The organism is Stenotrophomonas sp. Steno-Z10-HUANG, from assembly GCF_056393075.1.
In genome coordinates this window covers 201,407-223,424 of sequence record NZ_JBWJPA010000001.1, presented here as the reverse complement: position 1 = coordinate 223,424, position 22,018 = coordinate 201,407, and the positions used below count along the sequence as shown (strand labels likewise).

Below are 22,018 nucleotides of genomic sequence, written 5' to 3'. Positions count from 1 at the left end.
CACGAGCGCCCGGTGACAACAGAAACAATTGCACATCCATCTTGATGGAGAGATATAATTCCAGCCAGACCCACTCACCGCCCCGCCATGACCGCGCTCAGCTTCGAGTTCTACCCGCCCAAGACCGATGACCAGCGCGCGCAGCTGGACCGCACCGCGAGCAGGCTCAAGGTGCATGCCCCCGAGTACGTGTCCTGCACCTTCGGCGCCGGCGGCTCGACCCTGAGCTATACCTCCGAGACGGTGCGCCACCTCAACCAGCACCATGGCCTGCAGGCGGCGCCGCACCTGTCCTGCGTGGGCGGCACCCGCGAGGAGATCCGCGAGCTGCTCAAGCTGTACCGCGCCATCGGCGTGCGCCGCATCGTCGCCCTGCGCGGCGACCTGCCCTCGGGCATGGGCTTTCCCGGCGACCTGCGCTACGCCTCGGAACTGATCGCGTTCATCCGCGCCGAGCACGGCGACGCGTTCCGCATCGAGGTCGGCGCCTATCCGGAAACCCACCCGCAGGCCAGCGACGCGCTGGCTGACCTGCGCCATTTCAAGGCCAAGATCGACGCCGGCGCCGATGCCGCCATCACCCAGTACTTCTACAACGCCGACGCGTACTTCCAGTTCGTCGATGCCACCCGCAGGCTGGGCGTGGACGTGCCGATCATTCCCGGGGTGATGCCGATCTCCAACTTCAGCCAGCTGCGGCGTTTCTCCGAGCAGTGCGGTGCGGAGATCCCGCGCTGGATCGCCAAGCGCATGCAGGCCTACGGCGACGATGTCGATTCGGTGCGCGCGTTCGGCGCCGACGTGGTGGCGGCACTGTGCGAACGGCTGATCGCCGGCGGCGCGCCGGCGCTGCACTTCTACACGCTCAACCTGGCCAGGCCGACCAACGCGGTGCTGCAGCGGCTCGGCCGCGGCTGACCCGCCAGCGGCTGCACACCCCGTCACGCGTGGCCGGGTTAGGCTTGGCCAATGCGCGCGCTGCCACTCCTGCTGCTCCCTGCCGCCCTGTGGGCGGGTGCCGCGCAGGCGCAGCAGGTCAACCGCTGCACCGACCCGCAGGGGCGCACGGTGTACGGCGACAGGCCGTGCGAGGCGATGGGCGCGCGCGCGCGGCTGCTGCCCGAGGCGCGGCCCGCCGGCGCCAGCGGCCTGTACCGCGACAGCTGCGCACGCCGGCTCAGCGAGGTGGTGGCGCAGATCCGCGCGGCGGTGGACGCACGCGACCCGAACCGCCTGTCCGGCATCTATGCCTGGGGCGGGCTGTCCAGCGCCGAGGCCACGCGGGTGATGGACCGCCTGGACGGCATCGTGCAGCGTCCGCTGGTCGACATCGCACCAGTGTTCCCGCGGGACCCGGAGCTGCTGCCGGAAGGCGAAGGCGGCGCGGCCGCCGCCGACGCCCCGCCCATGTTCGCCGAGGTGCCGGCGCGGCGCCCGCGACCGGTCGCGCTGCGCCTGGAACAGACCCTCGCCGGGGGCACCACGCCTTCGCGCACGCTGCTGAAACTGCGCCGGCAGTACAACTGTTTCTGGATCAGCCTGTAACCGGCTGCGGCCACAGCGCGCGGATCGCGGCCACGCCCTGTGCGCCATGCCGGCGCGCGGTGCCGATGTCCGCGGCGGCCAGGCCGCCGATGGCGTAGATCGGCAGCGACACCTGCTCGCGCAGCTGTTCGAATGCCGCCCACCCCAACGGGGCCGCCCCCGGGTGGCTGGCGGTGGCCTGCACCGGGCCGAGCACGGCGAAATCGCAGCCCAGGCGCTGCGCGGCCTGCAGCTGCGCCAGATCGTGGCAGGAGGCCCCGACCAGCAGGCTTTCCGGCAGCGGCCGTTGCTGCAGCTGCTGCAGCTGTTCGCTGCCCAGGTGCACGCCCACGCCCAGTTCCCGGGCCAGCGCGATGTCGCGGTTGAGCAGCAGCTCGGCGTGGCGGCCGACGCGGTCCACCGCGTCGCGGGCCAGCGCCGCGCGGTCGCCGGCCTGCGGTGTGCGCAGCTGCAGCCGGCGGATGCCGGCGTCCACCGCGGCCTGCACGCCCTGCAGCCAGGCATCGCCACCGGCCGAGGGCTCCGGCGTGACCAGGTAACGATCGGCCTGGCGCAGCGCGGCCACCACCGGCAGGTCCGCCGGCGGCATCGAGTAGCGCCCGAGCCGGTCGGGCGCCACCCAGGTGATGGCCTGCCCCTCGCGCCCGCGGGCGTTGCCCTTCCAGCGCTGCACCTGCCGCACTTCCAGGCGCAGGCGCTTGTCCGGGTAGAGCTGCGGCACGTCCATCAGCCAGTCGCCGACCTCGGCCTCGATGCCCAGCTCCTCGTGCAGTTCGCGCGCCAGCGCCTGCTCGGAGGTCTCGCCCGGCTCGCGCTTGCCTCCGGGGAATTCCCACAGCCCGGCCATGTCGCTGGTGCCGTTGCGGCGGTTGAGCAGGATGCGGCCACGCGCGTCGGTGATGACGGCGGCCACGACATGGATCGAGCGCAGGGAGGAAGTCATGCGCCGAGCATGCCGAAAACCCCGAGCCGGGCGCAATCGCCTGCCTGCGTACCTTTACGGCCTGGGCGTCTGTCGACAAGGCCCGGTGTGGGGCGATCCCCGCGCCGGCGTTCCAGGGGTGCACGGCCGTGTCGATTGGCTACCAGCAGCCATCGGGATCGCGCCTGCAGGCGGCTCCCTGGGTCGGCGACGCTACCGCGCGAAGCGCGACCGGCGACGCCGGCCCGAAGAGCGGGCCGCATGCCGGGGCCGGCCGGGGCGCGGGGGGTGAGGGTGGCCTGCCTGTGCTGCAGCGCACGCCAGGCCAGGCGGACGCCCGGTGCGCTGCACCGGTCCGGGGAAGCAGAAAAGAGCGGGGGGCATGCTTTGCGGCGCAACGTGGCGCAACCGCGCGCAGCGATGGCGTGTCGCGGCCAATGGCCGGCACTACCGAATCCGTCCGAGGGAAAGCCCCCTTGGTAAGGGGGCGCGGCGACAGCCGCGGGGATCGGGAGAAAGGAACGTGGGGCCCCAAGTCCGCACGGCGGACTTGGGGGTGTAGCCCGCAAAGCGGGCTACACCCCGGTCAGCTCAACTCAGTTGAGCTGACCGTGGCAGTGCTTGTACTTCTTGCCGCTGCCACAGGGGCACGGATCGTTGCGCCCGACCTTGGGCTCGGCGAGCGCGGCCTGCACGTCGGCCGCTTCCTCGTCGGCGCTGTAGCCGCCGTTGTCCTGGTGCTGGAACTGCGACATCTGCAGGCGCGCTTCGGCCTGCTGGCGCTCCAGCGCCTCCATCGCCGCCACTTCCTCCTCGCTGCGGATGCGCACGCGCGAGAGCAGCTGGATCACCTCGCGCTTGACGTTCTCCAGCATCTCGGAGAACAGCTCGAAGGCTTCCTTCTTGTATTCCTGCTTGGGCTGCTTCTGCGCGTAGCCGCGCAGGTAGATGCCCTGGCGCAGGTAGTCCATGCGCGCCAGGTGCTCCTTCCAGCTCTGGTCGAGCACGGTCAGCATCACGTGCTTCTCCAGCGCGCGCATGGTTTCGGCACCGACCGCCGCTTCCTTCTGCTCGAAGTGCTGCTCGATGTGGGCGGCCACGGCCTGGGCGATGCCCTCGGCGTCCAGTTCCTCATGCTGCTTGAACAGCCCCACCAGGTCCATCTGCACGCCCAGGTCCGACTCCAGCGTGGCCTGCAGGCCCGGCAGGTCCCACTGCTCGTCCACCGAATTCGGCGGCACGAAGCGGGCCACCAGGTCATAGATCACGTCGCCGCGGATGCCGTCGATGTTGTCCTTGACCGACTCGGCGTCGAGCAGCTCGTCGCGCTGGGCGTAAATCACCTTGCGCTGGTCGTTGTTGACGTCGTCGAAGTCCAGCAGGTTCTTGCGGATGTCGAAATTGTGCGCCTCGACCTTGCGCTGCGCCTTCTCGATCTGGCGGCTGACCAGGCGGTCCTCGATGACGTCGTCTTCCTTCATGCCCATCAGGCGCATGGCCTTCTGCACCCAGTCGGACGCGAAGATGCGCATCAGGTTGTCTTCCAGCGACAGGTAGAAGCGCGAGGAACCCGGGTCGCCCTGGCGGCCGGAGCGGCCACGCAGCTGGTTGTCGATGCGACGCGATTCATGCCGCTCGGTGCCGACGATGTGCAGGCCGCCGGCGGCCTTGACCGCGTCGTGGCGTTCCTGCCAGGCGGCCTTGACCGCGGCCTTCTGCTCGGCGCTGGCGTCCTCGCCCAGCTCCTGCAGCTCGGTCTCCAGCGAACCGCCGAGCACGATGTCGGTGCCGCGGCCGGCCATGTTGGTGGCGATGGTCACCGAGCCCGGGCGGCCGGCGTTGGCGACGATGGTCGCTTCGCGGTCGTGCTGCTTGGCGTTGAGCACTTCGTGCTTCACGCCCGCCTTGCGCAGGTGCTCGGACAGCATCTCCGAGGTTTCGATCGAGGTGGTGCCGACCAGCACCGGCTGGCCGCGCTTGGCGCATTCCTCGATGTCGGCCAGCACCGCGTTGAACTTGCCCTTGCGGTTGAGGAACACCTGGTCCGGGTGGTCCTTGCGGATGGTCGGCTTGTTGGTCGGGATCACCACCACTTCCAGGCCGTAGATGCTCTGGAACTCGTAGGCTTCGGTGTCGGCCGTACCGGTCATGCCGGACAGCTTCTTGTACATGCGGAACAGGTTCTGGAAGGTGATGCTGGCCAGCGTCTGGTTCTCGCGCTGTACCGGCACCCCTTCCTTGGCTTCCACCGCCTGGTGCAGGCCGTCGGACCAGCGGCGGCCGGCCAGGGTGCGGCCGGTGAACTCGTCGACGATCACCACCTCGCCGTCGCGCACGATGTAGTCCACGTCGCGCTGGTAGATCGCGTGCGCGCGCAGCGCGGCATTGAGGTGGTGGACCACCGTCAGGTTCTGCGCGGCGTACAGGCCGCCGTCGTTGTCGGCGTCGATGATGCCGGCCTGCCGCAGCAGTTCCTCGGCATGCTCCATGCCCGCTTCGGACAGGTGCACCTGCTTGCCCTTCTCGTCGACCCAGTAGTCGCCCTCGCCCTCTTCGGTCTCCTGCTTGACCAGCTGCGGCACCACGCGATTGACGCGGATGTACAGCTCCGGGGAATCGTCGGCCGGGCCGGAGATGATCAGCGGGGTGCGCGCTTCGTCGATCAGGATCGAGTCGACTTCGTCGACGATCGCGTAGTGCAGGCCGCGCTGGTAGCGGTCGGCGCGGGTCAGCGCCATGTTGTCGCGCAGGTAGTCGAAGCCGAACTCGTTGTTGGTGCCGTAGGTGATGTCGGCGGCGTAGGCCTCGCGCTTGTCGCCATGCGGCATGCCCGGGTAGACCACGCCCACGCTCAGCCCCAGCCAGTTGTACAGCCTGCCCATCTGCGCGGCGTCGCGGCGGGCCAGGTAGTCGTTGACGGTGACCACGTGCACGCCCTTGCCTTCCAGGGCGTTGAGGTAGACCGGCAGGGTGGCGACCAGGGTCTTGCCTTCACCGGTGCGCATTTCGGCGATCTTGCCCAGGTGCAGCACCATGCCGCCGATCAGCTGCACGTCGTAGTGGCGCATGCCCAGCACCCGCAGCGAGGCCTCGCGGCAGACCGCGAAGGCTTCCGGCAGCACCTTGTCCAGCGCTTCGCCGGCGGCGATGCGCTCGCGGAATTCGGGGGTCTTGGCCTTCAGCTGGTCGTCGGAAAGCTTCTGGATTTCCGGCTCCAAGGCATTGATCTTGGCGACGATACGGTTGAGCTGGCGGAGCTGGCGCTCGTTGCGGCTGCCAAAAACGCGGGTAAGCAGGCTGTTGATCATTGAAGGAACCGGTTTGAATGGAATGCCGTGCGCGGACCCCACCCCAAGCGGGACCAGCCGGGCACAAACGAAACAGGGCGCAATGCGCCCTGTCGATGGCAACGCCTATTGTAGCTTGGGGCGGGCGCCTGGCGATTCAAGCGCCCGCAGGCGCCCCTCAGCCACGCCGGACGCGGCCCACCGGGGTGGTGCTGCCGTCGCCCAGGAACTTGCGCGGGTTGACCACGCGCCCGTCCTGCCACACCTCGAAGTGCACGTGCGCGCCGGTGGAACGCCCGGTGGAGCCGGCCTTGGCCACTTCCTGCCCGACCCGGACCAGATCGCCCTCGCGCACGCTCAGCCGCGAATTGTGCGCGTACAGGGTCTTGTAGCCATTGCCGTGGTCGACCTCGACCACGTTGCCGTAGCCGCCCTTGACCCCGGAGAAGCTGACCACGCCCTCGGCCACCGCGGTCACCGGGTCGCCGACGCGGGCGTGGAAGTCCATGCCCTTGTGGGTGGCGGCACCGCGGCCGAACGGATCGGCACGGGTGCCGAAGCCGGAGGTCACGTAGCTGTTGCGGATCGGCATGCGCGAAGGCACCGCGTTCTGCTCCAGCTGGTGGTCGAACAACAGCGATTCGAGCACCGACAACTGCCTGCCTGAAGCAGCAAAGCGCTGCTCCAGCACCTGTAAGTCGCTGTTGACCGCGCTCAGCGGGATGTCCTGCGCCGGGCCGGCATCGCCGTCACCCAGGCCGGGCGTCTCGTTGAAATCGAACTCACCGTCCTCGAGCTTGCCCATCTGGGTCAGGCGCTCGCCCAGCGCGTTCAGGCGCGTGGCCTGGGCCTGCAGCTCGCCCAGCCGCGCCGCCAGCGCGTTGACCTGGGTCTGCGCGTCGGCCTGCACCTTGGCAAGTTCGCGCTCCTGGCGTTCGACCTGCGCGCGCAACGCCGCGTCACCGGCCGCGCCGACGCCCAAGGTGAGGCCCACGCCGACCAGGCAACCCAGGCCCATCACGCTGCCCAGCAGGGCCTTTGGCCTATCCTCGAAAAACACCTGCAGGCGCGCCAACGGCGTTTTTGCCTGCTGCCCCCGTGTTTTGATTACGATCTTTTTGAATGCCATCGAAGAATTCTTATGTCTGAGCCGAAATCCAGCGTTCGTTCCCGCAGCGCGCCCAAGCAGGCGCTGGAAGCGGTGATGGCGGACAAAACCGGGAACCCGTTGCGGCGAGCCCTGTGGCTCGATGCGCTGGACCGGCAGTTGCGCCCCCATCTGCCGCCTGCGCTGGGCAACCGTTGCCGGCTGGCCAATGTGGACGGCGAACACCTCGTTTTTCTCGTCGAATCGCCGGTCTGGCACGCCAAGGTCAGGCTTGCCGAAAACCAGTTGCTCGACGCGGCCCGATCCATCGGGCTGAAGGCCACCCGGGTGACCGTCAAGACTGCCACCGCGCCTGCACCCTCCCCGGTGCGAAACGACCAGCGCAGTACTCACGCAGTAACGGCCGCCACGCACAAAGGCCTGCGCGACGCCCTGGCTTGTCTGGCGGATGTGAAGGGCACCCGTTCCTGAATGCGGGTGGCGTTCCTCCACCGCAGGCGGGCATCCCGAAGAACCCCCGCACCAAGCCGGCAGGAATCCTAGCCGCGACTTGCAGTGGAGGCGTTAGTGTTTTGTTAATTAATGGTTAAATTCAGGCCGAAACGGCGCCTGGATTCACATTTTGTCCACGCCTGTCGGCGTGCCGCCCATTCAGGCGTAGGCTACCGCCCCGTACACGATCGGGTCGGCGGCGGCCGGCGAATCGAAGCACGCCCACTCCCACGCACTGGCATCGGCCAGCAGGGCACGGACCAGCTTGTTGTTGAGCGCGTGGCCGGATTTGTAGCCTTCGTAGGCGCCCAGCACCGGCCCCCCGGCCAGGTACAGGTCACCGACCGCATCGAGGATCTTGTGGCGCACGAACTCGTCGGCATAGCGCAGGCCGTCGTCGTTGAGCACGCGGAACTCGTCCAGCACGATGGCGTTGTCCATCGAGCCGCCCAGCCCCAGGTTGCGCTCGCGCATGTACTCCAGGTCGCGCATGAAGCCGAAGGTGCGCGCGCGGGAGATTTCCTTGATGTAGGCGGCGGTGGAGAAGTCGATCTCCACCCGCGACTGCCGTGCCGGGATCATCGGGTGGTCGAACTGGATGGTGAAGCCCAGCCGGTAGCCCTCGTGCGGTTCGAAGCGGGCGATCTTGTCGCCGTCGCGCACTTCCACGGTCTTGAGGATGCGCAGGAAACGCTTGGGCGCCGCCTGCTCGACGATGCCGGCCGACTGCAGCAGGAACACGAACGGGCCCGAGGAACCGTCCATGATCGGCAGCTCGGCCGAGGACAGCTCGACGATGGCATTGTCCACGCCCAGCCCGGCCATGGCCGACATCAGGTGCTCGACGGTCTGGATCTTGGCGCCTTCGCAGGTCAGGCCGGTGCACAGGGTCACTTCGGTGACCAGGTCCGCGCGCGCCGGCACTTCCACCACCGGGTCCAGGTCCACGCGGCGGAACACGATGCCATGATCGACCGGTGCCGGGCGCAGGGTCATGTAGACCTTGTCGCCGCTGTGCAGGCCGACGCCGGTGGCGCGGATCGTGTTCTTGAGAGTGCGCTGCTGGATCATCGGGGTACGTTCTGGAGGGACCGCCCGGAGCGCGGCCATAACCAAACAAGAATAACACGCATCAACATCCGTCCCTGGCGCGTGGCCGGCACGCCTCCTCCGGGGAGGCGAAGCTGCCGCCGGGCCGATCCTGGCCCGGCAGCAACGGACATGGATGCTGCCACCGGGGAGGACAACCCCGGCGTCCACGACAACTCACCGCCTGCCGGCCATGCCGCCCGCCGCAGGCGTCCCGTCGGGGACGCCCGGCGCTGGCGACCGGCCGGTCAGTCGGCCTGGCGGCGGAGGAACGCCGGGATGTCCAGGTAGTCGCTCGGCAGTTCCGCCGCGGCCGGTGCGGCCGCCGGGGCCGACGCGGCCACGGTGTCCGAACTCGGGCGACGCAGGCCCATGCCCAGCGAGCTGCCCACGGCCTTGGCCACGGCATCGGCCGGGCTTTCGTAGTCGCCGCCGAACTCGGCCTGGCCGGTGGTGGCATTGCGCACCAGCTTGATCGGCGCACGCTCGCCCGGGCGCTGCGCGCTCTTGGCCACGGCGCGGTTCAGGCCGGTGGCGACCACGGTCACCCGCACTTCGTCCTGCATGTCCGGGTCGAGCACGGTGCCGACCACCACGGTGGCGTCTTCCGAGGCGAAGCCGTCGATGGTGCGGCCGATCTCGTCGAACTCGCTCATGGTGAAGTCCGGGCCGGCGGTGATGTTGACCAGGATGCCGTTGGCGCCGGCCAGGTTCACGTCGTCCAGCAGCGGGTTCTGGATGGCGGCCTCGGCGGCGGCCTGGGCGCGGTCGTCGCCGCGGGCGGTGCCGGTGCCCATCATCGCCAGGCCCATTTCCGACATCACGGTGCGCACGTCTGCGAAGTCGACGTTGATCAGGCCCGGGCGCACGATCAGGTCGGCGATGCCCTGCACCGCGCCCTGCAGCACGTCGTTGGCGGCGCGGAAGGCCTGCACCATGGTGGCGTTGCGGCCGAGCACGGTGATCAGCTTCTCGTTGGGGATGGTGATCAGCGAGTCGACGTGCTGGCTCAGTTCCTCGATGCCCTTGAGCGCGACCTGCATGCGGCGGCGGCCCTCGAACGGGAACGGCTTGGTGACCACGGCCACGGTCAGGATGCCCATTTCCTTGGCCAGCTGCGCCACCACCGGCGCGGCGCCGGTGCCGGTGCCACCGCCCATGCCGGCGGTGATGAACACCATGTCCGCGCCCTGCAGCGCGTCCATGATGCGCTCGCGGTCTTCCAGCGCGGCCTGGCGGCCGACTTCCGGGTTGGCGCCGGCGCCCAGGCCCTTGGTGACGTTGGTGCCGAGCTGCAGCTGCAGCTTGGCGCCGCAGTTCTTGATCGCCTGCGAATCGGTGTTGGCGGTGATGAACTCGACGCCGTCCACGCTGGAGTTGACCATGTGCGCCACGGCGTTGCCGCCGCCACCGCCCACGCCCACCACCTTGATCACCGCATTGGGTGCCATCTTCTCGATCAGTTCGAAATGTGCCATGTCCATGTCCTCGTTATAACCGCTTCCGTTGGCGTGGCCCCGCAGGCATCCTGACCTTGGTCACCGCGCCGCCATTGCGGCAGTTGTCGTTGGAATCCCGCGTGGCCTGCGCCATTGCGGGGTACCGCCCTGCTTCAATCACCGGCCAGCGGCCGGCGTTACCGCCCGTTCCGCGTCAGAACTCGCCGCGGAACCAGTTCTTCAATTTGTTGAACAGCGTGCCGGCGCGCCCGGTGGGCAGCGACGGACGCCGCGGGTGTTCGATCTGGCTGCCCATCAGCAGCAGGCCCACGCCGGTGGCGTGCACCGGGTTGCCGACCACCTCGCCGAGCCCGGTGACGTGCTGCGGGATGCCCACGCGCACCGGCATCTGCAGCATTTCCTCGGCCAGTTCGACCACCCCTTCCATCTTCGAGGCGCCGCCGGTGAGCACCATGCCGGCGCGCACCATTTCCTCGAAGCCCGAGCGGCGCAGTTCGGCCTGCACCATCTCGAAGATCTCCTCGTAACGGCCCTGCACCGCCTGCGCCAGCGAGGCGCGCGGCATGCGCCGCGGCGGGCGGTCGCCGACAGACGGCACCTGGATGCTCTCCTCGGCGGTGGCCAGCTGCGCCAGCGCGCAGGCGTAGCGCACCTTGATCTGCTCGGCCTCCGGGGTCGGCGTGCGCAGCATGTGCGCGATGTCGTTGGTGACGTGGTCGCCGGCGATCGGCAGCGAGGCGGTGTGGCAGATCGCGCCCTGCACGAACACCGCGATGTCGGTGGTGCCGGCGCCGATGTCCACCATCACCACGCCGAGCTCGCGCTCGTCGGCGGTCAGCACCGCCACGCTGGAGGCCAGCGAGGACAGCACCAGGTCGTCCACCTGCAGGCCGCAGCGCTGCACGCACTTGCTGATGTTGGCCGCGGCAGACTGCGCGCAGACCACCAGGTGCGCGTGCACCTCCAGGCGCACGCCGGTCATGCCGACCGGGTTGCGGATGCCTTCCTGCGAGTCGTCCAGCACGTATTCGCGCGGGATCGCATGCAGGATCTTCTGGTCGGCCGGGATCGCCACCGCCTTGGCCGCCTCCAGCACCCGGTCCAGGTCGCCCCAGGTCACCTCGCCCTCGCGGATCGGGGTGATGCCCTGCGAATTGCGGCACTGCACGTGGTTGCCGGAGATCGACGCGTAGACCGAGCGGATCTCGCAGCCGGCCATCAGTTCGGCCTCCTCGATCGCGCGCTGGATCGACTGCACCGTGGATTCGATGTCGACCACCACGCCGCGCTTGAGCCCGCGCGATTCGTGCGAACCGATGCCGATCACCTCGATCGGGCTGCCCGGCGAATACTCGCCCACCAGTGCCACCACCTTGGAGGTGCCGATGTCGAGGCCGACGATCAGTGATTTGTCACCCTTGCGATTCATGTCCTGTCCTGCGTCTGCTTTGCTGCCGGCGGCGGAGTTCCCCAGCTCAGCGTGAAACCGTTGGTGTAGCGGAGGTCGGCGCGCACGATCGGCACCTGGGTGCGGGTGAACTGGGGCAGCACGCGCACGAAGCGGCCCAGCCGCGAGCGCGCATCGTCGCGGCCGACGATGACTTCGGTGCCGTTGTCCAGCGCCAGCGACCAGCTGCCGCGCGCGTCCATCGCCACCCGCCGCACGTCGATGCCCACCGGTGCGAACAGCGCGCGCGAGTCGTTGTAGAGCTCGACCACCTCGGCGGTCTTGCTGTCCGGGCCATCGAGCTCGGGCAACGGCGCGTTCTCCAACCCGTGCGGGGTGGCGAACAGCCGCCCCTGTTCGGACAGCAGCCGGTCCTTGCCCCAGCGCGCGAACGGCTTGTGTTCGACCACGCTCACCTCGAGCACGTCGGGCCACTGCTTGCGCACCTGCGCGCTCTCCACCCAAGGCAGCCGCTCCACCGCGTGCTGCGCATCCTGCAGCTTGACCGCGAAGTAGCCGGCGCGGGCATACGGCAACAGCGCCTTGCGCAGCTCCTCGCCGGGCACGCGCTTGAACTCGCCGTGCACGCGCAGCCGGGTCAACGGCCAGCGCTCGGCGCCGACCCAGCCGTTGAGCACCGCGACCACCGGCAGCGCCACCAGGGCGATGGCCAGCAGCCAGGCGAGGATGCGCAGCAACGCACTCATGCGCGCCCCCCGCCGGTCCTGGCGGTTCCGCGCGACGGCACCGCGCCGCGGCCGTTGCCGGCCGCGAGCGGGGTGCGCATCAGCGGAAGCAGGCAGGGCTTCATTCGTCCCGCGCCTCCTGGAAACCGCCGCTGGCGATCTGCTGGGCGACGTGGCCGATGTCGCCGGCGCCCATCATCAGCAGCAGATCGCCGTCGCGCAGCACGTCCGGCAGCACCGACACCAGGTCATGGGCATGCCCGACCACCACCGGCTCGCTGCGGCCGCGGGCGCGGATGGCGCGGGCCAGCGACTTCGAATCGGCACCCGGGATCGGCGCCTCGCCGGCCGGGTAAACCTCGCTCAGCACCAGCGCATCGACTTCCGACAGCACCGCGGCGAACGCGTCGAACTGGTCGCGGGTACGGCTGTAGCGGTGCGGCTGGAACGCCACCACCAGCCGCTGCGCGGGCCAGCCACCACGGGCGGCGGCGAACACCGCGGCCAGCTCGCGCGGGTGGTGGCCGTAATCGTCGATCAACCGCACCCGGGCGCCCTTGGCGGTGGTGACCACGCCCAGGTCGTTGAAGCGGCGGCCCACGCCCTCGAACTTCTCCAGCGCGGCGGCGATCGTTTCCGGCGCCACCCCCAGCTGCCAGCCGATGGCGGCGGCGGCCAGCGCGTTGAGCACGTTGTGGCGGCCCGGCAGCGCCAGCGTCACCGGCACGCTGCTGCCTTCGGGCAGGCGCAGGGTGAAGCGCATGCGCGCGCCGTCCTGCACCACGTCCTCGGCGCGCACGTCGGCATTGCCGCTCATGCCGTAGGTCATGACGTGGCGCGGGGTCTGCGTGGCCAGTGCGGCCACCTCCGGGTCGTCGATGCACAGCACCGCCAGCCCGTAGAACGGCAGCCGCTGCAGGAACTCGGCGAACGCCGCCTGCACCCGCGCGAAGTCGTTGCCGTAGTTCTCCAGGTGGTCGGCGTCGATGTTGGTGATCACCGCCACCAGCGGATTCAGCCGCAGGAAGCTGCCGTCGCTCTCGTCGGCTTCGGCCACCAGCCATTGCCCGCCGCCGAGCTTGGCGTTGGCGCCGGCGGCCAGCAGCTGCCCGCCGATCACGAAGGTCGGGTCCAGCCCGCCTTCGCTGAGCACCGCGGCGGTCAGCGAGGTGGTGGTGGTCTTGCCGTGGGTGCCGGCTACGGCGATGCCGCGGCGGAAGCGCATCAGCTCGGCCAGCATCGCCGCGCGCGGCATGATCGGAATGCGCTGGCTGCGCGCCTCCATCAGTTCCGGGTTGTCTTCGCGGATGGCGCTGGAGACCACCACGCAGTCGGTGCCGAGCACGTTGGCGGCGGAGTGTCCGCGCATCACCCGCGCGCCCAGCCGCGCCAGGCGGCGGGTGGCGGCATTGTCGGCATTGTCCGAGCCGGAGACTTCATAGCCCAGGGTCAGCATCACCTCGGCGATGCCGCTCATGCCGGTGCCGCCGATGCCGACGAAATGCACCCGCGGGAACGCCCGGACCAGGTCGGTGGTGTCGTGGAGGCGGCGGATCATGCGCGGCCTCCGGCGAGGCGGGCGCGGGTGCGCGGTGCCGTGTTCATGCTGCTTCCTCGAGGATGATGTCGGCGATGCGTTCGGCCGCATCGGCCTTGGCCAGCGCACGCGCGGCCTGGGCCATCTGCATGCGTCGGGCGGGAGTGGCGGCGAGCGCGCGCAGCACGCCCTCCAGGTGGGTGGCCAGCGCGTCGTCCTGCTTCAGCAGTTCGGCGGCGCCGCGCTCGACCAGGTATTCGGCGTTGCGGGTCTGGTGGTCGTCGACCGCCGCGGCGAACGGCACCAGCACGCTGCCGACGCCCACCGCGCACAGTTCGGCCAGGGTCGACGCGCCGGAACGGCACACCACCAGGTCGGCCCAGGCATAGGCCGCGGCCATGTCCTGGATGAAGGCATCGACGCGGCCGTCGACGCCGGCATCGCGGTAGGACCGGCGCGCCTCGTCGAGCAGCTTTTCACCGCACTGGTGCCAGACCTCGATGGCGACGCTGCCGACCAGCGCGGCCAGCGCTTTGGGCACCGCGTTGTTGAGCGCGCGCGCGCCCTGGCTGCCGCCCAGCACCAGCACCCGCATCGGGCCGCTGCGGCCGGCCAGGCGCTGCTCCGGCGCCGGCAGCGCGGCGATCTCGGCGCGCACCGGGTTGCCGACGACCTCTTCGCCGCTGGCGAAGCTGCCGGGGAAGCCGGTCAGCAGGCGCCGCGCGAAGCGCGACAGGATGCGGTTGGTCATGCCCGGCGCGCGGTTCTGTTCGTGCACCAGCAACGGCAGCCCGTGCAGGCGCGCCGCCATGCCGCCGGGCCCGGAGGCGAAGCCGCCGAACGCCACGACCGCGCGCGGGTTGCGCTCGCGCAGGATGAAGCCGGCGGCGCGGATCGCGCGCAGCACCCGCAGCGGCGCCGCCAGCAGCGCCAGCTTGCCCTTGCCGCGCAGGCCGGAGATCGCCAGCGTGTCGATGGCGATGCCGTGCTGCGGCACCAGCCGGGTTTCCATCGCGCCCTCGGCGCCGAGCCAGGTCACCGGGATGCCACGCTCGCGCAGCACCCGCGCCACGGCCAGCCCCGGGAAGATGTGCCCACCGGTGCCGCCGGCCATGATCAGCACCGGCCGCGGGGTGCCTTGCGCTGGCGTCGCCGCCTGCGGCTGCGAAGGATGCTGCGAGGGTTGCGTCATCACGCGATCCTCCCGAAGGTCGGTTCGACCCGCTGCTGCATGCGGCTGGTGCCGCGCGCGGCACCGGCCTGCATGGCCGCGGCGATCGCGCTGGCGGTGGCCGGCTCGGCCGGCTGCGCGGCGGCGTCCGCCGGCACGTCGGCCACGTCGGCGTCATCGCGCACTTCCTGGCGGCGCACCGCGCGGTTGTATTCCCACGACACGCGCAGCAGCACGCCGACCGCCACGCAGGTCATCATCACGCTGGAACCGCCGGAGGAGATCAGCGGCAGGGTCAGGCCCTTGGTCGGCAGCATGCCCAGGTTCACGCCGATCGACACGAAGGTCTGCAGGCCGATCCACAGGCCCACGCCGAAGGCGATGTAGCCGGAGAAGTGGCGGCGCATCTCGATGCAGCGCATGCCCAGCCAGAACGCACGGCCGACCAGCAGCGCGTACAGCGCGATGATCGTGCACACGCCGGCGAAGCCCAGCTCCTCGGCGATCACTGAGAAGATGAAGTCGGTATGCGACTCGGGCAGGTAGTTGAGCTTCTGGATGGACGCGCCCAGGCCCACCCCGGTCCATTCGCCGCGGCCGATCGCCATCAGCGCGTTGGACAGCTGGTAGCCCGAACCCAGCTGGTCTTCCCACGGGTCCATGAACGAGGTCACGCGGCGCATGCGGTACGGCTCGAAGATCACCAGCAGCACCAGCGCCGGCAGCATCAGCAGCACCGGCAGCACGATGCGCTTGAGCTGCGCGCCGCCCAGCACCAGCATGCAGGTGGTGATGCCCAGCAGCAGCATCGACGAACCGAAGTCCGGCTGCAGCAGCAGCAGCACCACCAGCACGCCGACCACGCCCACCGGCTTGAGCATCGCCTGCCAGGTGGCGTTGACCTCGTCGCGGAAGCGCACCAGGTAGCTGGACAGCCAGATGATGTACAGCACCTTGACCGCCTCGACCGTCTGGAACTTGGACACGCCCAGGTTGATCCAGCGGCGCGCGCCGTTGACGGTGCTGCCCAGGCCGGGCACGAACACCACCACCAGCAGCGCGAAGCAGCCCAGCAGCAGCAGGTGGTTGTACTTCTCGACGTCGCGCAGCTCCACCCGCATGGCCACCGCCGCCAGCGCCACGCCGATGCCGATGAACACCAGGTGCCGGGTCAGGTAGTAGAACGGGCTCTGGGTGAGCGCGATGGAGCTGGAGGCGACCATCACGATGCCCAGCGACGCCAGCGCCACGGCCGCGCCCAGCAGCCACTTGTCGTAGTGGCCGCCGATCGCTTCGAGCCGGGTTGCCTGGCGCGCGGTATCGTCCATCAGCGCACCTTCAGCGTCGCCAGTCCGATCAGCACCAGCACCACCGAGATGATCCAGAAGCGCACGATCACCCGGGGCTCGGGCCAGCCCTTGAGTTCGAAGTGGTGGTGGATCGGCGCCATCCGGAACACGCGCTTGCCGGTCAGCTTGAAGCTGGCCACCTGGATCATCACCGACAGCGTCTCGATCACGAACACGCCGCCCATCACCACCAGCACCAGCTCCTGGCGCACGATCACCGCGATGGTGCCCAGCACCGCGCCCAGCGCCAGCGCGCCGACGTCACCCATGAACACCATGGCCGGGTAGGTGTTGAACCACAGGAAGCCGAGCCCGGCGCCGGCGATCGCCGCGCAGATGATGACCAGCTCGCCGGCCCCGGGGATCTGCGGGATCTGCAGGTAGCTGGAGAACACCGCGTTGCCCGAGGCGTAGGCGAACACGCCCAGCGCGCAGGCGACCAGCACGGTCGGCATGATCGCCAGCCCGTCCAGGCCGTCGGTCAGGTTGACCGCGTTGGAGAAGCCGACGATCCAGAAGTAGGCGATGGCGACGAAGCTGATCCCAGCCAGCGGCAGCGCGATGGCCTTGAACATCGGGATGTACAGGGTCAGCGCCGCCGGCACGTCGGCGGTATGGAACAGGAACAGGCCGGCGCCGAGGCCGAAGATCGACTGCAGCAGGTATTTCCAGCGCGACTTCAGGCCGTTGGGGTCGCGCCTGGCGATCTTGATCCAGTCGTCGTACCAGCCGATGGCGCCGAAGCACAGCATCACCGCCATCACCAGCCACACGTAGCGGTTGCGCAGGTCGCCCCACAGCAGCACCGACAGCAGCACCGACAGCAGGATCAGGCCGCCGCCCATGGTCGGGGTACCGGCCTTGGAGAAGTGCGACTGCGGGCCGTCCTTGCGGATCGGCTGCCCGCCCTTGAGCTGCGCCAGGCGGCGGATCGCCGCCGGCCCCAGCCACAGCGACAGTCCGAGTGCGGTCAGCGCGGCGAGGATGCCGCGGAAGGTGAGGTAGTTGAACAACCGGAACAGGTCGTCCAGCTGCTGCAGCCAACGGGCCAGTTCAAGCAACATGCGGTGTGTCCTCGCCACGCTTGAGCAGCGCGGTCACGATCTTGTCCATGGCGCTGCCGCGCGAGCCCTTGACCAGGCACCGCACGCCAGCATGAAGGTCGGTTTCCAGCGCCGCGGCGAGCGCGGCGTGGCTGTCGAAATGGCGCCCGCCCTCGCCGAACGCGGCGGCGGCGGCGGCGCTCAGCGGCCCCAGCGCATACAGCCGCTTGAGCCCGGCTGCGCGCGCGCGGCGGCCGGCCTGCGCATGCAGCGCCTCGGCATCGGGGCCGAGCTCGCGCATGTCGCCCAGCACCAGCCAGGCGTCTTCCTTGCCCGCGGCCAGCGCGGCGATCGCCGCGGCCAGCGAACCCGGGTTGGCGTTGTAGCTGTCGTCGACCAGCACCGCGCCGCCGGGCAGCACATGCGCGACCTGGCGGCCGGCCACCGGGCGCGCCTGCGCCAGGCCCTCGGCCACCCGCGGCAGGGCGATGCCGGCGGCCAGCGCCAGCGATGCGGCGGCCAGCGCATTGAGCACGTTGTGCCGGCCCGGCAGCTGCAGCGCCACCTCGGTCTCGCCCTGCGGCGCGTGCAGGCGGAAACGCGAACCGGCTTCGGCCAGCACGATGGCGCTGGCGGTGACGTCGGCGCTGGCTTCCAGGCCGAAGCGGAGCACGCGATGGGCGCCGGCACGCTCGGCGAAGAACGGGGCGAACGCGTCGTCGGCGTTGACCACGGCCACCCCGCCTTCGCGCAGGTCGTCATAGACCGCCGCCTTGGTGTTGGCGATCTCCAGCAGGCTGCCCATGCGCTCCAGGTGCGCGGGCGCGACGTTGTTGACCAGCGCCACGTCCGGCGCGGCGATGGCGGTCAGGTAGGCGATGTCGCCCGGCTTGCCGGTGCCCATCTCGTAGATCGCGAAATCGGCGTCTTCCGGCGCGTCGATCACCGCCAGCGGCATGCCGATCTCGTTGTTGCGGTTGCCCGGGGTGGCGTAGACCTGGCGGCCCTCGACCATCGCCACGTGTTGCAGGATGGCCAGCAGCAGGGTCTTGACGCTGGTCTTGCCGTTGCTGCCGGTGATGGCGAACACGCGGGTGGCGCGGTCGCGCTGCATCGCGGTGGCGATCCGGGCCAGCGCGCGTTCGGCGTCGGCGACCACCACCTGCGGCACGTCCAGCGGCAGCAGGCGCTCGACCAGCAGTGCGCTGGCGCCGTTGTCCACGGCGCTGGCGGCGAAATCGTGGCCGTCGAAGCGCTCGCCGCGCAGGGCCAGGTACAGGCTGCCCGGCGCCAGCGTGCGGCTGTCGTTGCCGATGGCGTCGATGCTCGCATCCTCGCCATGCAGTTCGCCGCCGGCCCAGTGCGCGATCAGCGACAACGGGGTGCGCTTCATCGGGCACCTCCCGCGGTCTGGCCGTCGTTGGAGCCGTGCGTGGCACGCACGCCCTGGCGGCGGTTGGCCAGCGCGCGCGAGGCGACGTCGGTGTCGTCGAATGGATGCTTGATGCCTGCGATCTCCTGGTAGGGCTCGTGCCCCTTGCCGGCGACCAGCACGATGTCGCCGGGGCCAGCCTGGGCGATGGCCGCGCCGATGGCGCGCGCACGGTCGCGCTGTACGTGTATTTCGGTGGGCCGGCGCGCCGCTTCGGCGTGCGCGGCGAAGCCGGCCATGATGTCGGCGACGATGCCGTCGCCATCCTCGCCGCGCGGGTTGTCGTCGGTGACGAACACCACGTCGGCATGGGCCTGGGCGATGGCCGCCATCTGCGGACGCTTGCCGGTATCGCGCTCGCCACCGCAGCCGAACACGCACAGCAGGCGGCCGTCGAGGTGGCCGTGCAGGCTGCGCAGCGCCTGCTCCAGCGCGTCGGGGGTGTGCGCGTAATCGATGACCACGGTCGGCTCGCCCTGCCCGCCGAGGCGGTTCATGCGGCCGCGGATCGGCTGCAGCCGGCCGAGCACGCCGGCGATGGTCGCCGCCGGCTGGCCCAGCGCGTGCAGCGCGCCGGCCACCGCCAGCAGGTTGTCGACGTTGAAGCGGCCCAGCAGCGGCGAGCGCAGCGGGTGGCGCTCGCCGCCGATCACCAGGTCGAAGCCGATGCCCTGCCCGTCCAGCACCAGGGCCTCGGCACGGACCGTGGCGCCGGCCTGCCCGGTCGAGCTCACGCCGATGGCGCGCACGCCACTGGCGAGCGTGCCGACCAGTTCGCGGCCGAACGCGTCATCCAGGTTGACGACCGCCGCCTTCAGCCCGTCGCGGTGGAACAGCCGCGCCTTGGCCGCGCCGTAGCTGGCCATGTCGCCGTGGTAGTCCAGATGGTCGCGGGTGAGATTGGTGAACACCGCCACGTCGTAATGCACGGCATCGACGCGGCCCTGGTCCAGCGCATGCGAGCTGACTTCCATCGCCACCGCCTGCGCGCCCTGGTCGCGCAGCCGCGCCAGTACTTCATGCATCTGCAGCACCAGCGGCGTGGTGAAGCCGGTCGGCACCACGTCGCCATACAGGCCGACGCCGAGCGTGCCGATGCTGCCGCTGCGGATGCCTAGCAGGTGCCAGGCCTGCGACAGCAGCTGCACGGTCGAGGTCTTGCCGTTGGTGCCGGTCACGCCGACCATGGTCATCGCGCGCGAGGGGTGGCCGTGGAACTGGTCGGCCATCGCGCCCATGCGCCGGCGCAGGCCGGGCACGGCGATGGCATCGGCCGGTGCCGGCAGTTCCGCCGGCGCCGGCGGGTCGAACAGGATGGCGCTGGCGCCGGCGGCCCGGGCCTGCTCGACGAAGCCCAGCCCATGCGCGCCGAAACCGGCGATGGCGACGAAGGCATCGCCGGGGCGCACCTGGCGCGAGTCCAGCACCAGCCCGCCGATCTGCGGATCACGGGCCAGGGCCAGGTCGGGCAGCAGCTGCGAAAGCGGCATCGTGCGGCTCACTGGCGCACCTCCGGCGTGACCGGCTGCGGCGCGGTGGCGGTGGGAATGGCGGCGTTGAACTCGGCGTCGATATTGGGCTCGGCCGGGTCCTGCGGCACCGGCAGCGTGGCCGGGTTGTGGAGCGGGTTGCCGCCGACCTTGCCCGCGGCCTGCGCCGCCAGCCACGACTGGATGTCGTCCGGCGGCACGTCCATCAGCCGCAGGGTGCCCTCCATCACGTGGTGGAACACCGGCGCGGATACCAGGCCGCCGTACTGCAGCCTGCCGCGCGGGTCGTTGACCACGATCACCGCGGCGAAGCGCGGGTTGGTGGCCGGCACCACGCCGGCGAACAGCAGGTTGTAGTGGCCGCGTTCGTAGCCGTTGGGGCCGTTCTTGCGCGCGGTACCGGTCTTGCCGGCAACGTGGTAACCCAGGATCGCCGCCTGCTTGGCACCGCCCTGGGTCACCACCGTCTCCATCATCCGCACCACTTCCTGCGCGACCGCCGGTTCGATCACCTGGCGCGCTTCGTTGTGCTGGCCCTTGACGAAGGTCGGCTGGATCACGCGGCCGCCGTTGGCCAGCGCCGAGTAGGCCTGCGCGATCTGCAGCGGCGTCACCGACAGGCCGTAGCCGTAGGACATGGTGGTCTTGGTGGTGCCGTACCAGCCCGGGCTGCCCGGCGACGGCACCACGCCGGCCGATTCGCCCGGGAAGCCGCTGTGCGGCGCCACGCCGTAACCGAAGGCGCGCACCGCGTCGTAGAAGGTCTGGTCCGGCAGCCGCGCCACGATCTTGGCCGCGCCGATGTTGGAGCTGCGGGTGATCACCCCGGTGACGTTGAGCACGCCGTTGTTGCGCGGCACGTCGCGGATCGTATAGCGCCCCAGCGACAGATAGCCGGGGTTGGTGTCGATGATGGTGTCCGGGGTGACCACGCGGTGCTGCAGCGCGGTGGCGATGGTCAGCGGCTTCATCGTCGAACCCGGCTCGACCAGGTCGGTCACGGCGCGGTTGCGGCGCGCATCCGGGGTCGCCCCGCTGACCGAGTTCGGGTTGTAGGTCGGCAGGTTGGCCATGGCCAGGATCTCGCCGGTGGCCACGTCCATGATCACGATGGAACCGCCGGCGGCTTCATTGGCGGTGACCGCGTTGCGCAGCTCGCGCATGGCCAGGAACTGGATGCGCCGGTCGATGCTGAGGGTCAGGTCCTTGCCGGGCTCGGCGGCGCGCACCAGGTCGATGCTCTCCACGATCGCGCCCTTGCGGTCGCGGATCACCTTCTTGGCGCCGGGCTTGCCGCGCAGCCATTCGTCGAACGCCAGCTCCAGCCCTTCCTGGCCGTGGTCGTCGATGTTGGTGAAGCCCAGCACGTGGGCCATCGCCTCGCCCTGCGGGTAATAGCGGCGGAACTCGCGCTGCGCGAACACGCCGGGAATCTTCAGCGCGACGATCTGCTCGGCCACGTCCGGGTTCATGCGCCGGCGCAGGTACATGAACTCCTTGTCGGCCTTCTGCGTGAGCTTGGCGGTCAGCTCGTCCACCGGCAGCGACAGCGCCTGCGCCAGCTCGGGGATGCGTCCGGGCGCGCGCAGCAGCTCCTGCGGATTGACCCAGATCGAGGCGACCGGGGTGGACACCGCCACCGGCTCGCCGTTGCGGTCGGTGATCATGCCGCGCGAGGTGGCGATGGGCACTTCGCGCAGGTAACGCGCTTCGCCCTGGCGCTGGTAGAAATCGCTGTTGACCAGCTGCACGTAAGCGGCGCGGCCGACCAGGGTCACCGCACACAGGCCCAGGCCCGCGCCGACCATCAGCATGCGGCTGCGCAGGTTGAACTGGCTGCGGTTGCGGTTGCGGCGGGGGGCGTTCATCGCGCACCCCTGGCCGCCATGGACGGCGGGAATGCCGGTTCTGCAGGGGCACAAACCAGCCCTGCGCCACCCTGCGGGCGGCGTCGCCATGC

The 22,018-nt window shown here is 70.2% G+C and carries 17 protein-coding genes; 3 read left to right on the top strand and 14 right to left on the bottom strand.

Annotation, left to right across the window (positions count from 1 at the left end):
* Positions 1–87 precede the first annotated feature (87 nt).
* Both metF and AC06E6_RS01010 read left to right on the top strand, forming a co-directional pair.
* A complete protein-coding gene (gene metF, locus AC06E6_RS01015) occupies positions 88–918 on the top strand; it encodes a methylenetetrahydrofolate reductase [NAD(P)H] (protein WP_104939590.1) in 831 nt (276 codons plus the stop codon).
* A 51-nt stretch (positions 919–969) separates the two neighbouring features.
* Entirely contained in the window at positions 970–1,545 is a 576-nt protein-coding gene (locus tag AC06E6_RS01010; protein ID WP_478059972.1) for a DUF4124 domain-containing protein, read from the top strand.
* Here AC06E6_RS01010 and AC06E6_RS01005 read toward each other — a convergent pair.
* The 3 genes from AC06E6_RS01005 to AC06E6_RS00995 all read right to left on the bottom strand — a co-directional run bounded on the left by AC06E6_RS01005 (position 1,535) and on the right by AC06E6_RS00995 (position 6,883).
* On the bottom strand, positions 1,535–2,488 hold the full coding sequence (locus AC06E6_RS01005; RefSeq protein ID WP_293765217.1) for a Nudix family hydrolase: 954 nt from the start codon (positions 2,486–2,488) through the stop codon (positions 1,535–1,537). The genes AC06E6_RS01010 and AC06E6_RS01005 overlap by 11 nt on opposite strands.
* Positions 2,489–3,063: 575 nt before the next feature.
* Positions 3,064–5,775, bottom strand: a complete 2,712-nt coding sequence (gene secA, locus AC06E6_RS01000) for a preprotein translocase subunit SecA (RefSeq protein WP_312345543.1) — start codon at positions 5,773–5,775, stop codon at positions 3,064–3,066.
* A 157-nt stretch (positions 5,776–5,932) separates the two neighbouring features.
* Entirely contained in the window at positions 5,933–6,883 is a 951-nt protein-coding gene (locus tag AC06E6_RS00995; RefSeq protein WP_104939593.1) for a M23 family metallopeptidase, read from the bottom strand.
* Between the two features lie 12 nt (positions 6,884–6,895).
* Between AC06E6_RS00995 and AC06E6_RS00990 the strand changes: the two genes are divergently transcribed.
* Positions 6,896–7,333 (top strand): DciA family protein, encoded by a 438-nt coding sequence (locus tag AC06E6_RS00990; RefSeq protein ID WP_104939594.1) that lies wholly within the window; start codon positions 6,896–6,898, stop codon positions 7,331–7,333.
* A gap of 180 nt (positions 7,334–7,513) precedes the next feature.
* Here AC06E6_RS00990 and lpxC read toward each other — a convergent pair whose 3' ends face one another.
* From lpxC to AC06E6_RS00935, 11 genes are all read right to left on the bottom strand, one after another.
* Complete coding sequence (gene lpxC, locus AC06E6_RS00985; protein ID WP_161613802.1) at positions 7,514–8,425, bottom strand: UDP-3-O-acyl-N-acetylglucosamine deacetylase; 912 nt, start codon at positions 8,423–8,425, stop codon at positions 7,514–7,516.
* A gap of 266 nt (positions 8,426–8,691) precedes the next feature.
* A complete protein-coding gene (gene ftsZ / locus AC06E6_RS00980; protein ID WP_104939595.1) occupies positions 8,692–9,921 on the bottom strand; it encodes a cell division protein FtsZ in 1,230 nt (409 codons plus the stop codon).
* A 175-nt stretch (positions 9,922–10,096) separates the two neighbouring features.
* Positions 10,097–11,332, bottom strand: a complete 1,236-nt coding sequence (ftsA, locus tag AC06E6_RS00975) for a cell division protein FtsA (RefSeq protein WP_054667596.1) — start codon at positions 11,330–11,332, stop codon at positions 10,097–10,099.
* The gene (locus tag AC06E6_RS00970; RefSeq protein WP_104939596.1) at positions 11,329–12,057 is read right to left on the bottom strand and encodes a cell division protein FtsQ/DivIB; all 729 of its coding nucleotides are present in this window, start codon (positions 12,055–12,057) and stop codon (positions 11,329–11,331) included. The genes ftsA and AC06E6_RS00970 overlap by 4 nt, the downstream gene beginning before the upstream one ends.
* 100 nt (positions 12,058–12,157) lie before the next feature.
* Positions 12,158–13,594 (bottom strand): UDP-N-acetylmuramate--L-alanine ligase, encoded by a 1,437-nt coding sequence (murC, locus tag AC06E6_RS00965; protein WP_104939597.1) that lies wholly within the window; start codon positions 13,592–13,594, stop codon positions 12,158–12,160.
* A 43-nt stretch (positions 13,595–13,637) separates the two neighbouring features.
* Positions 13,638–14,765, bottom strand: coding sequence for an undecaprenyldiphospho-muramoylpentapeptide beta-N-acetylglucosaminyltransferase (gene murG, locus AC06E6_RS00960; protein WP_478059967.1), 1,128 nt, complete (start codon positions 14,763–14,765; stop codon positions 13,638–13,640).
* The gene (gene ftsW, locus AC06E6_RS00955; RefSeq protein WP_104939599.1) at positions 14,765–16,072 is read right to left on the bottom strand and encodes a putative lipid II flippase FtsW; all 1,308 of its coding nucleotides are present in this window, start codon (positions 16,070–16,072) and stop codon (positions 14,765–14,767) included. Before ftsW ends, murG begins: the two co-directional genes overlap by 1 nt.
* Positions 16,072–17,157, bottom strand: a complete 1,086-nt coding sequence (mraY, locus tag AC06E6_RS00950) for a phospho-N-acetylmuramoyl-pentapeptide-transferase (protein ID WP_104939600.1) — start codon at positions 17,155–17,157, stop codon at positions 16,072–16,074. The genes ftsW and mraY overlap by 1 nt, the downstream gene beginning before the upstream one ends.
* Positions 17,147–18,529 (bottom strand): UDP-N-acetylmuramoyl-tripeptide--D-alanyl-D-alanine ligase, encoded by a 1,383-nt coding sequence (locus AC06E6_RS00945; RefSeq protein ID WP_478059964.1) that lies wholly within the window; start codon positions 18,527–18,529, stop codon positions 17,147–17,149. Before AC06E6_RS00945 ends, mraY begins: the two co-directional genes overlap by 11 nt.
* Entirely contained in the window at positions 18,526–20,070 is a 1,545-nt protein-coding gene (locus AC06E6_RS00940) for a UDP-N-acetylmuramoyl-L-alanyl-D-glutamate--2,6-diaminopimelate ligase (protein WP_478059962.1), read from the bottom strand. The genes AC06E6_RS00945 and AC06E6_RS00940 overlap by 4 nt, the downstream gene beginning before the upstream one ends.
* Positions 20,067–21,926 carry a peptidoglycan D,D-transpeptidase FtsI family protein gene (locus AC06E6_RS00935; RefSeq protein ID WP_313248133.1) on the bottom strand — a complete coding sequence of 620 codons (1,860 nt, stop codon included), beginning with the start codon at positions 21,924–21,926 and terminating at the stop codon, positions 20,067–20,069. Before AC06E6_RS00935 ends, AC06E6_RS00940 begins: the two co-directional genes overlap by 4 nt.
* Between the last annotated feature and the right edge of the window lie 92 nt (positions 21,927–22,018).